Source organism: Streptomyces sp. ICC4, from assembly GCF_003287915.1.
Taxonomy (GTDB): domain Bacteria; phylum Actinomycetota; class Actinomycetes; order Streptomycetales; family Streptomycetaceae; genus Streptomyces; species Streptomyces tritrimontium.
The window spans coordinates 2,869,943-2,882,192 of record NZ_CP030286.1 but is presented as its reverse complement, the minus strand read 5'-3'; the positions used below and the strand labels follow the sequence as shown (position 1 = coordinate 2,882,192).

General features: G+C 72.0%; 11 protein-coding genes. 7 read left to right on the top strand and 4 right to left on the bottom strand.

What is annotated here, in order from left to right; genetic code table 11:
• Positions 1 to 147 precede the first annotated feature (147 nt).
• Positions 148 to 1,047 (bottom strand): LysR family transcriptional regulator, encoded by a 900-nt coding sequence (locus DRB89_RS13410; protein WP_112463284.1) that lies wholly within the window; start codon positions 1,045 to 1,047, stop codon positions 148 to 150.
• A gap of 79 nt (positions 1,048 to 1,126) precedes the next feature.
• Here DRB89_RS13410 and DRB89_RS13405 point away from each other — a divergent pair, with 79 nt between their 5' ends.
• The 3 genes from DRB89_RS13405 (at position 1,127) to DRB89_RS13395 (ending at position 3,427) form a co-directional block, all read left to right on the top strand.
• Complete coding sequence (locus tag DRB89_RS13405; RefSeq protein ID WP_112447860.1) at positions 1,127 to 1,816, top strand: MOSC domain-containing protein; 690 nt, start codon at positions 1,127 to 1,129, stop codon at positions 1,814 to 1,816.
• A 49-nt stretch (positions 1,817 to 1,865) separates the two neighbouring features.
• On the top strand, positions 1,866 to 2,639 hold the full coding sequence (locus DRB89_RS13400; RefSeq protein WP_112447859.1) for an SDR family NAD(P)-dependent oxidoreductase: 774 nt from the start codon (positions 1,866 to 1,868) through the stop codon (positions 2,637 to 2,639).
• Between the two features lie 89 nt (positions 2,640 to 2,728).
• On the top strand, positions 2,729 to 3,427 hold the full coding sequence (locus DRB89_RS13395) for an ester cyclase (RefSeq protein WP_112447858.1): 699 nt from the start codon (positions 2,729 to 2,731) through the stop codon (positions 3,425 to 3,427).
• A gap of 76 nt (positions 3,428 to 3,503) precedes the next feature.
• Here the strand turns inward: DRB89_RS13395 and groL are convergent, their stop codons facing one another.
• Both groL and groES read right to left on the bottom strand, forming a co-directional pair.
• Complete coding sequence (gene groL, locus DRB89_RS13390; RefSeq protein ID WP_112447857.1) at positions 3,504 to 5,132, bottom strand: chaperonin GroEL; 1,629 nt, start codon at positions 5,130 to 5,132, stop codon at positions 3,504 to 3,506.
• A gap of 138 nt (positions 5,133 to 5,270) precedes the next feature.
• The gene (gene groES, locus DRB89_RS13385; RefSeq protein ID WP_008739621.1) at positions 5,271 to 5,579 is read right to left on the bottom strand and encodes a co-chaperone GroES; all 309 of its coding nucleotides are present in this window, start codon (positions 5,577 to 5,579) and stop codon (positions 5,271 to 5,273) included.
• Between the two features lie 541 nt (positions 5,580 to 6,120).
• On the opposite strand from groES, the gene DRB89_RS13380 reads away from it, so the two are divergent.
• The 4 genes from DRB89_RS13380 to DRB89_RS13365 all read left to right on the top strand — a co-directional run bounded on the left by DRB89_RS13380 (position 6,121) and on the right by DRB89_RS13365 (position 11,282).
• Complete coding sequence (locus DRB89_RS13380; protein ID WP_112447856.1) at positions 6,121 to 6,801, top strand: response regulator transcription factor; 681 nt, start codon at positions 6,121 to 6,123, stop codon at positions 6,799 to 6,801.
• A gap of 288 nt (positions 6,802 to 7,089) precedes the next feature.
• Complete coding sequence (locus DRB89_RS13375; RefSeq protein ID WP_112447855.1) at positions 7,090 to 8,523, top strand: HAMP domain-containing sensor histidine kinase; 1,434 nt, start codon at positions 7,090 to 7,092, stop codon at positions 8,521 to 8,523.
• Positions 8,524 to 8,580: 57 nt separating this feature from the next.
• A complete protein-coding gene (locus DRB89_RS13370) occupies positions 8,581 to 9,891 on the top strand; it encodes an LCP family protein (protein ID WP_112447854.1) in 1,311 nt (436 codons plus the stop codon).
• Entirely contained in the window at positions 9,879 to 11,282 is a 1,404-nt protein-coding gene (locus DRB89_RS13365; RefSeq protein WP_112447853.1) for an FtsW/RodA/SpoVE family cell cycle protein, read from the top strand. Before DRB89_RS13370 ends, DRB89_RS13365 begins: the two co-directional genes overlap by 13 nt.
• Before the next feature lie 80 nt (positions 11,283 to 11,362).
• On the opposite strand, the gene DRB89_RS13360 is transcribed toward DRB89_RS13365, so the two are convergent.
• Positions 11,363 to 12,241, bottom strand: coding sequence for a polysaccharide deacetylase family protein (locus DRB89_RS13360; protein ID WP_112463283.1), 879 nt, complete (start codon positions 12,239 to 12,241; stop codon positions 11,363 to 11,365).
• Positions 12,242 to 12,250 lie beyond the last annotated feature (9 nt).

Below are 12,250 nucleotides of genomic sequence, written 5' to 3'. Positions count from 1 at the left end.
ACCCGACCGGCCGTACCGCCGTACGGTCCCTCGTGTGGCGGGCCGGCCCGACCCGCTGTACTGCGGCTCCCCACGGGGCTCCGTACGGGGCCCGCACACAGGGGTGCCCCCGTACGGAGTCCCGTACGGGGGCATCCCCGCGCGCGCTCAGCGCCTGGCCGCCCGCTCCAGCTCGGCCAGGGTCGCGGCCACCGCCGGCACCCGGGCCAGGTCGGGCAGGGTCAGCGCGACGACCTCCCGCTCCACGGCCGGCTCCACGACGAGCGTGCTCACGCCCTTGGCCCGTACGGACTCCACCGCGAGCTCCGGCAGCACCGCGACCCCGAGCCCCGCCCCGACCAGGCCGACCACGGCCGGGTAGTCGTCGGTGGCGAAATCGATGCGCGGGGTGAATCCGGCGCTCTCGCAGACCTCGACCAGATGGCGGCGGCAGCGCGGGCATCCCGCGATCCAGGGCTCGTCGGCCAGCTCGGCCATGCCCACCCGCTCCGCGCCCGCCAGCCGGTGCCCCTCGGGAACCAGCCCGACGAGCCGGTCGGTCAGCAGCGGCCGGACCACGAGGTCCTCCCACTCGGCGGACGGCGCCGAGCCCCCGCCGTAGCGGAAGGCCAGCGCGAGATCGCAGTCGCCCTCGCGCAGCATCTCCACCGAGCGCGGCGGCTCGGCCTCCACCAGCGAGATCCGGGTCCCCGGGTGCTCGGCGCGCATCGCCGCCAGCGCGGTGGGCACCAGCGTGGAGCTGCCGCTGGGGAAGGAGACGAGCCGGACCCGGCCCGCGCGCAGGCCCGCGATCGCCGCGACCTCCTCCTCGGCGGCGGTCAGCCCGGCGAGGATCCCGGCGGCATGCCGGACCAGCGCCTCACCGGCCTGGGTGAGGCGCATCTCGCGCCCGGTACGGATCAGCAGCGGAGTGCCGGCGGACTGTTCCAGCGCCTTCATCTGCTGGGAGACGGCCGGCTGGGTGCAGCCCAGCTCGCGGGCCGCGGCGGAGAAGGACCCGGTTCCGGCGACAGCGCGCAGAACTCGGAGATGACGTGCCTCGATCACCCTTCGAGCATAAGGGCTACTTTGATGGCGGCGCCAATAATCCCGTGCCGCTTTGAGACGGTTCGGTTAGCGTGGTGACATGCATCTGATCTCCGTGAACCTCGGCCGCGCGACGGCCGTCGCCTACACCGACGCGGAGGACGGGCTGACCGGCCACCACAAGCTCCCGGCGCACGGCCCCGTGCGCGTCTTCGCCCCGGGCCCCAAGGGCGTCGGGGCGAGCGGCGTCGAGGGGGATGACGTGTGCAGCCTGCGCCACCACGGCGGCGACGACCAGGCCGTGTACGCGTACGCCCGCGAGGACCTGGAGTGGTGGGAGGGCGAGCTGGAGCGCGAGCTGCCCGGCGGGGTCTTCGGCGAGAACTTCACCACCTCCGGGATCGACGTGAACGGCGCGAAGGTCGGCGAGCGCTGGCGGGTCGGCCCCGAGCTGGTCCTGGAGGTGGCCTCGGCGCGCATCCCGTGCCGGACCTTCCAGGGGGTGCTCGGCGAGAAGGCCTGGGTCAAGCGGTTCACCCGGGCCGCGCGGCCGGGCGCGTACCTGCGGGTGATCGAGGAGGGCCGGGTCTCGCCCGGCGACGCCATCGAGGTGCTGCACCGCCCCGACCACGAGGTGACCGTCGCGTTCTGGTTCCGCGCCTTCACCACCGAGCGGGAGCTGCTGCCGCGCACCCTGGCGGTCGGTGACGCGCTGGAGCCCGAGGCGCGGGACAAGGCGCTGGCCTACGTGGCGAAGTACGGGAAGGAGAGGTCCCCGCAAGGGGCCTGACGCACCGGCCGGTACGGGAGGCGGCGCCCCGGGCGGCTAGGTTGCGCGTATGACGACTGCGTTGATTACGGGATCCACGGCGGGCATCGGCGCCGCCTTCGCCCGGCGGCTCGCCGCCCAGGGGCACAACCTCGTCCTGGTGGCCCGGGACACCAGGAGGCTCGGCGAGCAGGCCACCGAACTGCACGACCGGCACGGCATCGAGGCCGAGGTGCTGGTCGCGGACCTCTCCACCGAGGACGGCATCACGGCGGTCGAGGAACGCCTCGGCGACCTCAAGCACCCGGTGGACCTGCTGGTCAACAACGCGGGGTTCGGCAACAAGGGCCGCTACCTCGAAGTCTCCATGGCCGACGAGCTGACCATGCTGAAGGTCCACGTCGAGGCCGTCCTGCGGCTGACCTCGGCGGCGACCGGGTCGATGCGCTCGCGCGGGCGCGGCGGCGTGATCAACGTGGCCTCGGTGGCCGCCTTCCTGCCGCGCGGCACCTACGGGGCGAGCAAGGCCTGGGTCGTGCAGTTCACCCAGGGCGCGGCGAAGGACCTGACCGGTTCGGGCGTACGCCTGATGGCGCTGTGCCCGGGCTTCGTGCGCACCGAGTTCCACGAGCGCGCCGGGATGGGCACGGACAACATCCCCGGCTGGATGTGGCTGGACGCCGACAAGCTGGTGGCCGCGGCCCTGGCGGACCTGGCGCGGGGCAAGACGGTGTCGATCCCGGACCCGCGCTACAAGGCGCTGATGGGCGTGGTGAAGCTGACGCCGCGCGGGCTGCTGGGCGGGGTCTCCTCGCGGACGGGGCGCAAGTACGGGCCGCAGTGACCGGTCTTTGGTGACCTGTGGGTAAACGCGGCATATGGGTGAAATCTCCCTAGACTGGATGTGTCCCATCCAGCGCGGGAGGCGACGCGATGACATTCGTACAAGTAATCGATTACGAGACGAAGCGGTTCGACGAGATGAACGCCCTCATCGACCGCTACGCCGAGCAGGCCGCGGGCAAGCGCACGGTCACGCACACACTCATCGGCAGGGACCGCGACGCCCAGACGCACTACGTGGACCTCGTCGAGTTCCCCTCGTACGAAGAGGCCATGAGGAACTCTCAACTCCCGGAGACCGACCGGATGTTCCAGGAGATGGTGGCCCTCTGCGACGGCATGCCCAAGTTCATGAACCTCGACGTGGTCCGCGACGAGTACCTCAACAAGCTCGTCGTGAACCGGATGTTCGAGGAGATCGCGGTCAAGGGCGACATGGCCGTCGTGGACGAGTGCATCGCGGCCGACTACATCAGCCACGACATCATGGAGAGCGACGGACAGGGCAACGGCCGGGAAGGCCTGCGCCGGACCATCGGCATGTGGCGGGACGCCTTCGAGTTCAACTTCGAGATGACGCGCCAGATCGCCGAAGGCGACTGCGTCACCACGCTCTGGGACTGGAAGGGCACCCACAAGGGCGAGTTCATGGGGGTCGCGCCGACCGGCAGGGAATTCTCCATGTCGGGCTGTACGACCAGCCGCATCGAGAACGGCCAGATCGCGGAAGACTGGTGGTACTACGACGCCCCGGCGCTCATGCGCCAGATGGGCATGATGCCCGGATAGCCAAGGGGAAAGCCCCGGTCACCACCGCTTGGCAGCGGTGACCGGGGCTTTGCCGTGACTGCGACTGCTGACGAGGTCAGTGGCTGTGGCCGTGGCCGTGGCCGTGACCGGCGTCGCCCTCGTCGTCGGCCGGCTTCTCGACGACCAGGGTCTCGGTCGTGAGCAGCAGGGACGCGATGGAAGCGGCGTTCTCCAGCGCGGAGCGGGTGACCTTGACCGGGTCGATGACGCCGGCCTTGACCAGGTCGCCGTACTCGCCGGTGGCGGCGTTGAAGCCCTGGCCCTTCTCGAGCTCGGCGACCTTCGCGGTGATGACGTAGCCCTCGAGGCCGGCGTTCTCCGCGATCCAGCGCAGCGGCTCGACGGCGGCGCGGCGCACGACCGCGACACCGGTGGCCTCGTCGCCCGACAGGCCGAGGTTGCCTTCGAGCACCTTCACGGCGTGGACGAGAGCGGAGCCACCGCCGGAGACGATGCCCTCCTCGACCGCGGCGCGGGTCGCCGAGATGGCGTCCTCGAGACGGTGCTTCTTCTCCTTGAGCTCCACCTCGGTGGCGGCGCCGACCTTGATGACGCAGACGCCGCCGGCGAGCTTCGCCAGGCGCTCCTGCAGCTTCTCGCGGTCCCAGTCCGAGTCGGTCGACTCGATCTCGGCCTTGATCTGGTTGACGCGGCCGAGGACCTCGGCCGAGCTGCCGCCACCGTCGACGATGGTGGTGCTGTCCTTGGAGATCGTGACGCGGCGGGCGGAGCCCAGTACGTCCAGACCGGCCTGGTCGAGCTTGAGGCCGACCTCCTCGGCGATGACGGTGGCACCGGTGAGGGTGGCCATGTCCTGCAGCATCGCCTTGCGGCGGTCACCGAAGCCGGGCGCCTTGACGGCGACGGCGTTGAAGGTGCCACGGATCTTGTTGACGACGAGGGTGGAGAGCGCCTCGCCCTCGACGTCCTCGGCGATGATCAGCAGCGGCTTGGAGGCGCCGGCCTGGATGACCTTCTCGAGCAGCGGCAGGAGGTCCTGGATGGAGGAGATCTTGCCCTGGTTGATCAGGATGTACGGGTCATCGAGGATGGCCTCCATACGCTCCTGGTCGGAGACCATGTACGGGGACAGGTAGCCCTTGTCGAAGGCCATGCCCTCGGTGAACTCGAGCTCCAGGCCGAAGGCGTTGGACTCCTCGACGGTGATGACACCGTCCTTGCCGACCTTGTCCATCGCCTCGGCGATGAGGTCGCCGACCTGCTGGTCCTGCGCGGAGAGCGCGGCCACGGCGGCGATGTCGGACTTGTCCTCGATCGGGCGGGCGGTCGCGAGGAGCTCCTCGGACACGGCCTTGACCGCGGCGTCGATGCCCTTCTTCAGGGCGGCCGGGGAAGCACCCGCGGCGACGTTGCGCAGACCCTCGCGGACCAGTGCCTGGGCCAGGACGGTGGCGGTGGTGGTGCCGTCACCCGCGACGTCGTTGGTCTTGGTCGCGACCTCCTTGACGAGCTGCGCGCCAAGGTTCTCGTACGGGTCGTCCAGCTCGACCTCGCGAGCGATGGTGACACCGTCGTTCGTGATGGTGGGCGCACCGAACTTCTTGTCGATCACGACGTTGCGGCCCTTGGGGCCGATCGTCACCTTGACCGTGTCGGCAAGCTTGTTGACGCCGCGCTCGAGGGCGCGACGGGCGTCCTCGTCAAACTTGAGAATCTTCGGCATGGGAGCGGTTCAGCCCTCTCGTTGCGATCCCCGGCCGCTCACCGCGACCGCCTGTGCAGAAACGAACTACGCCCCTCGCCGCCCGGCATCAGCAGGGGTGACCAGGGGCGTAGCTCAAAGCAAAACTGAAGAAGTGACTTACTTCTCGACGATCGCGAGCACGTCGCGGGCCGAGAGGACGAGGTACTCCTCGCCGTTGTACTTCACTTCGGTGCCGCCGTACTTGGAGTACAGGACGACGTCGCCGACGGTGACGTCCAGCGGAAGACGCTGGCCGTCCTCGAAGCGACCCGGGCCAACCGCGAGGACGACGCCCTCCTGGGGCTTCTCCTTCGCGGTGTCCGGGATGACCAGGCCAGAGGCTGTGGTCTGCTCGGCGTCGAGCGGCTGGACCACAATGCGGTCCTCGAGCGGCTTGATGGCAACCTTGGAGCTGGTGGTCGTCACGTTCCGACCTCCCCCTTCGGAGATCCGGGGTTAACTGTCTGAGGTGGCGACCAGGTCGATCCGTCGTCGCGGGAGCCGGACCTGCCTGTCGCTGTGTTGGCACTCACCAGGGGCGAGTGCCAGACGCGAGACTATTCCGGGGATTAGCACTCGGTCAAGCGGAGTGCCAATACGCGCCGCTCGTTTCGCCGCCCGGACCGCCCTGGAGGCGGCCCGGAACCCCACCCCGGGCCCGCGGCCCCGGACCCGCCGCCGGGTGCGGCACCGCTGCCGGGGCGGAGCCCCGGAAGGAGTCCGGGCGCAGCCCGGGGCTCGCCTTCTCAGCCCGTCCGGCGCTTGAGGACCGGGGTCCGGGCAGCGCCCGGGGAACGGTGGAAGGGCGGGTAGGGGACCTCCGCACCGCAGGGCAGCACCACCCGCACCCGCCCACCGGGGCCGGGACGCTCGGGCGGCAACCCCGCCCGGTCACCGGCGGACGGCGTCCCGCGCAGCGATGCGGGCCGCACATCAAGGGGGGTGCCCGGTATGTGAGGCTTGGGGCATGCGGATTCTGGTCGTCGAAGACGAAGTGGGGCTTGCCGAGACGTTGCGGCGCGGCCTCTCCGCCGACGGCCACTGGACCGACCTCGCCCACGACGGCCACCGCGGGCTGGAACTCGCCCTCTCCGGCGGCCCGTACGACGTGGTCCTGCTCGACCTGATGCTCCCCGGACCCTCGGGCTTCGAGATCTGCCGGCGCATGCGCGCCCACGGCGACCCCACCCCCGTCCTCATGCTGACCGCCAAGGACGGCGAGTACGACGAGGCCGAGGGCCTGGACTCCGGCGCCGACGACTACCTCACCAAGCCGTTCTCCTTCGTCGTCCTCGCCGCCCGGCTGCGCGCGCTCGCCCGCCGGGCCGCCGCCCCGCGCCCCAGCGTCCTGCAGGCCGGCGACCTCCTCCTCGACCCGCGCGGCCGCCGCTGCCGGCGCGGCCCGCACGAGATCGAGCTGACCGCCCGCGAGCTCGGCGTCCTGGCCTGCCTGATGGAGCAGCCCGGCCGGGCCGTCGCCAAGCAGGACATCCTCGACGAGGTCTGGGACACCCCGCACGGCATCGACCCGAACATCGTCGAGGTCTACGTCTCCTCGCTCCGCCGCAAGATCGACGCCCCCTTCGGCCGCCGCTCGATCCTCACCGTCCACGGCACCGGCTACCGGATGGCCCCGGACGGTGGCTAGTGCTGTGACCGGAAAGGTTTGCCGGGTCGCGGTGTTCGGTGCGGTGCATCGCAAGGCGGAGGACCACGCCTCGTACTGGACGTACCGGTGTGGTCCGACAACGCGGCGAGGTGCCGTGCCGGGCGCCGCGACCCGGTGAACCCTTCCGGTCACAGCACTAGCGCCCGGTCCCGACCCCGGCTCCGACCCCGGTCCGGGTCCGGGTCCGGGTCCCGGGGCCGGTCCGGCGCCCGGACACGCCGGCTCGGCAGCCTGCGGGCCCGCGCCGCCGCGGCCGCCGCCCTCGCGATGGCCGCCGTGCTCGCCACCGGCGGGCTGTGGCTCTACACCGTGCTGCGCGCCAACCTCATCGAGAACACCACCGGCCGCACCGAGCTCGCCGCCCGCAAGGTCGCCGCCCAGCTGGACACCGCGACCCTCCCGGCGGGCGGCCGACTGCCCGCGCCCGAGGGCGGCGTCGACCTGGTCCTCGTACGGGACGCGGCCGGCGCGACCGTCGCCACCAGCGGGGACCTCGAGGACACCCCCGAGCCCGCCGGGCCGGGCATCGCGCCCGGCGACGACTCCCGGTCGGCGGTCCTGGAGCCCGCGCGCCCCGGCGCGCAGCGGCGCGTCGTGGTCGCCGTCCAGGCCCCCGGCCCGCCGGGGGCGCACGCCCCGCACACCGTGTACGCCATGACCGTGCTCGGCGACGTCGACGACGCCAACCGGGCCGTCGCCTTCGGCCTGCTGGCCGGCGCGCCCCCGCTGATCGCCTTCTCGGCGCTCCTGGCCTGGTGGGTGACCGGGCACGCGCTGCGCCCCGTCACCGCGATCCGCACCGAGCTGGCGGCGGTCACCGCGAGCGAGCTGAACCGGCGGGTCCCGGACCCGGGCGGCGCCGACGAGATCGCGCGGCTGGCCCGGACCGTCAACGCCACCCTCGACCGGCTGGAGCGCAGCGACGCCCGGCAGCGGCAGTTCACCGCCGACGCCTCGCACGAGCTGCGCAACCCCCTAGCGGCCGTGCGGTCCCGGCTGGAGGTGGCGCTGCGGGACCCCGACCGGGAGTCCGTGGCGGCCGCGCTGGCCGATACCGAGCGGCTCCAGCGCATCGCGGCCGATCTGCTCCTGCTGGCCCGCCTCGACGGCGGACCCGCGCCGCGCACCGAGCCGGTGGACCTCGCGCTGCTGGCCGCCGAGGACGTGGCGCGGCGCCCGGAGCCCCGGGTCGCGCTGCGGCTGGACGCGCGGGCCCCCGTACCGGCCGCCGGGGATCCTGCGCGCCTGGAGCGGGCGCTGGCCAACCTGGTGGACAACGCCCTGCGGTACGCCCGCACCGAGGTCACCGTCAGGGCGGGCGCCGACGGCGACGGCTGGGCGGTGCTGGAGGTGGCCGACGACGGGCCGGGCATCCCGGAGGCGGACCGGGACCGGGTCTTCGAGCGGTTCGTACGGCTGGACGCGGACCGGGGCCGGACCAGCGGCGGCACCGGCCTGGGCCTGGCGATCGCCCGGGAGATCGCGCGGGCGCACGGCGGTGACGTCCGGGCGCTCCCCGCGCCCGCCGGCCGTGCCGGTGCGCGGCTGGTGCTGCGGGTGCCGGGGCGCGGGCCCGGGCGCGGGCCTGAAGGCGGCCCGGAGACCGGCCCAGCGATCGGCCCGGAGACCGGCCCAGCGATCGGCCCGGAGACCGGCCCGGAGATCGGCCCGGGAGGCGGGCCACCGCCCGCCCGTCCCTGAAGGCGGTTTCAGGACCCTCAGGATTCCTTCAGCCGCGCTCCCCCAGCATCGACAGGCATGAGCGCCCACCGCAGGAAGCCCCCGGAGCGGGAACGGCCGCCACAGGCCCCCGCGACCCGCCGCCGCAGGCCCTCGCGCCGGAGCCGGCTCGTCCGCACCCTGCTGGCGGCCGGCTGCGCGCTGGCGGTGATCGCCGGCGGCTCGGCCTGGTACCTGTACCGGGACCTGGTCTCCAGCATCGGCAGTTCCAAGGCCCTGGAGGGCGCCGAGAAGTCGAAGCACGGCGATGTGAACATCCTGCTGATGGGCCTGGACAGCCGCCGCGACCAGAACGGCGAGGACCTCCCGCCGGAGATCCTCGACAAACTGCACGCGGGCGCCAGCTCCGACGTCGGCGGCTACAACACCAACACCCTGATCCTGCTGCACGTCCCCGGCGACGGCGGCAAGGCGAAGGCCTTCTCGGTGCCGCGCGACGATTTCGTCGACCTGCGGGGCGTGCCCGGGTTCACCGGCAAGGCCAAGATCAAGGAGGCGTACGGGCGGGCGAAGGCCACGACCGAGGAGCAGCTCTCGGCCCGGGGGGTCACGGACAAGAGGCAGTTGGAGCGCGAGGGGCGCGAGGCGGGGCGCAAGGCGGAGATCGAGACGGTCCGCACCTTCCTCGGGGTCCCGATCGACCATTTCGCCGAGCTGAACCTGGCCGGCTTCTACCATCTGGCGGACGCGCTGGGCGGCGTACCGGTCTGCCTGAACCACGCCGTGAAGGACAAGAACTCCGGGGCCGACTTCTCGGCCGGGCGGCACGAGCTGGACGGCCGGCAGTCGCTGGCCTTCGTCCGGCAGCGGATGGGGCTGACCATGGGCGACCTGGACCGGACGAAGCGGCAGCAGGCCTTCCTCGCGGGGGCGACGTACAAGCTCAATCAGGCCGGGACCTTCACCGATCCGGTGAAACTGCTCAAGCTGATCGACACCGCGAAGCAGGACGTCGTCACCGATCAGGGGTGGGACCTGCTGTCGTTCGTGCAGCAGGCCAAGAGCCTGTCGGGGGGCAACGTGGAATTTGTGACCCTTCCCATCGAGCGCTTCGACAGGAACCATGGGTCCGACATAAACGTCGTAGACGATATGAAGATAAAGCGCCTCATTGCCGAGCAGATCGGTCCCAGGGCCTCTGCGAGTCCGAGCGCACCGGGCGCCGCTCCCTCACCGGCGGGCACTCCCGCACCGGCCGCGTCCGCGTCCGGCCCGGCGTCCGGCCCGGCGTCCGGCCCGGGCTCCGCGCCCGCACCGACCCCGTCGAAGTCGAAGGAAGACAACGGCATCCCCGCCATCGACGGCGGCGGCGTTCCGTGCGTGGACTGAAACCCCTGACGTCGGCGGGCGCGCGCCGCCGCACCGAAGCACTGCTGCTCGTCCTCGTCCTCGGCGTGACCATTTCCGGCCACATCAGCGCGGGCCTCGCGATGAACGACGCGCTGCCGGCCGGCCTCACCGGCTTCGTGATCAGCATGACGCTGCTCGCGCTGGTGGGGCACCTGGCCGTGCGCCGGTTCGCGGCGTACGCGGATCCGCTGATCTTCCCCATCGCCCTGCTGATGACCGGGCTGGGCCTGGTGCTGCTGCACCGGCTCGACCAGGGGTACCTGGAGCGGTACAACTCGCCGGCGACGGCGCCCGGCCAGCTGATGTGGTCGGTGGTCGGCGTCGCGGCCTGCATCGCGGTGCTGGGGCTGCTGCGCGACCACCGGCTGCTGCAGCGGTTCATCTACATCACGATGGCCGTCGCCCTGGTGGCGCTGATCGCGCCGGCGTTCTTCGGCGCGGACAAGTTCGGGGCGAAGCGCTGGATCACCGTCGGCTCGCTCTCGGTCCAGCCCGGCGAGTTCGTGAAGATCATGATCGCGATCTTCTTCGCGGGCTACCTGGTCATCCACCGCGACTCGCTGGCCCTGTCGGGCCGCAAGTTCCTCGGCATGCGGCTGCCCCCGATGCGCCAACTCGGACCGATCATCACGGTGTGGATCGTGTCGCTCCTCGTCCTCGTCTTCGAGCGCGACCTCGGCACCTCGCTGATCTTCTTCGGCGTCTTCGTGGTGATGCTCTACGTCGCCACCGAACGCACCAGCTGGACCATCTTCGGCCTGCTGATGTCCTGCGTGGGCGCCTTCGTCGTCGGCTCGGTCGAGCCGCACGTCAAGGGGCGCGTGGCCGCGTGGCTCAACCCGCTGTCCTACTACTCGAACCCCCGGCCGCCGGGCATCATCTCGGACCAGTCGGCGCAGGCGCTGTTCAGCTTCGGCACCGGCGGCGTCACGGGCACCGGGCTGGGCATGGGCCACCCGGAGCTGCTCGGCTTCGCCGGCCGCAGCGACTTCATCCTGACGACGGTGGGCGAGGAGCTGGGCCTGGTCGGCGTCATGGCCGTCCTCGCCCTGTACGGGCTCCTCGTGCAGCGGGGGCTGCGGATGTCGCTGGGCGCGCGCGACCCCTTCGGCAAGCTGCTGGCCGTGGGCCTGTCCTCGGCGCTGGCCCTGCAGGTCTTCGTGGTGGCGGGCGGCGTGACGGGCCTGATCCCCCTGACGGGCAAGGCGCTGCCCTTCCTGGCCAGCGGCGGCTCGTCCCTGCTGGCCAACTGGATCATGATCGCCCTGCTGCTGCGGATCTCCGACAGCGCGGAACGCCAGCGCGAGGCGGACAGCCGGGGACCGGTGGCAACGACGATCACACCGGCGCTGACCCCGCAGTCGGTCTGAGCGGGGCGGGGCGGGGCCAGTCGGCCGGCCCGGCCCGGTCTACCCGACCCGGCCCGGTCTGCCCGACCCGGCCCCCTCGGTCAGAGGTAGTCCTCCAGCCGACCGATCCGGTAGCCCTGCTCCTGTATCCGCTGGAGCATCCGCGTCGTCATCTCGGTCTCCGTCGTGCCCTTGAGCTCCGACGGGCCGCGGAAGTGGGCCAGGACGATGTCACCCGGCTTGAGCGCGGAGCCCTCGGCGTACTGGAAGTTGTTGATCTGCATCGACACGCGCCACAGGAGCAGCTGCGATATCCCGCACTCGTGCGCGGCCCTGAGGGTGTCGTCGTTGTAGTTGCCGTACGGCGGGCGGAACCGGGCCGGCTTCGTGCCGAAGCGCTTCTCCAGGCGTTCCTGCTGCCCGCATATCTCCTTCTTCTGCGCCTCGAAGGACAGGGTCCGCAGGTTCGGGTGCGTCAGCGTGTGGTTGTTTATCGTGCTGCCCGAGCCGTTGTCGCGGAGCGCCTCGAAGTGGCCGTAGTCCGACGAGGCGATGGCGTCCGTCAGGAACATGCTGATCGGCAGCTTCAGCTCGGCGGCCATCTTCAGGAACTCGGGGCTCTTCTCGGCGCCGTCGTCGAACGTCAGGAAGACGACCTTGTCGTCCGCCGGGACGGGTATTCGGTCCACGACCTGGACCCGGCCCGGCTGCGCCGGCGGGAGCTGCGCCCTGGCCGCGGGCTTGGGGGCGTACTGGAGGGGGGCGTTCAGGCCCCACTTCCGGTACGCCTCGTCCCCCGCGGAGCTCGGCCCCGGCGCCGTCCCCGCCCCCGTCCCGGACGGTGAGGACGTGGCCGGGGGCGGCGCGGACCGCCCCGCCTCCGTGGTCCCCGGACCCATCCGTCCGGTGGGGTCCGCGCTGCCCCCGCACCCCGTCAGGGACAGCGCGAGCGCGCCGGCCGCCAGCGTTCCGGCTGTCAACCGGCGCGC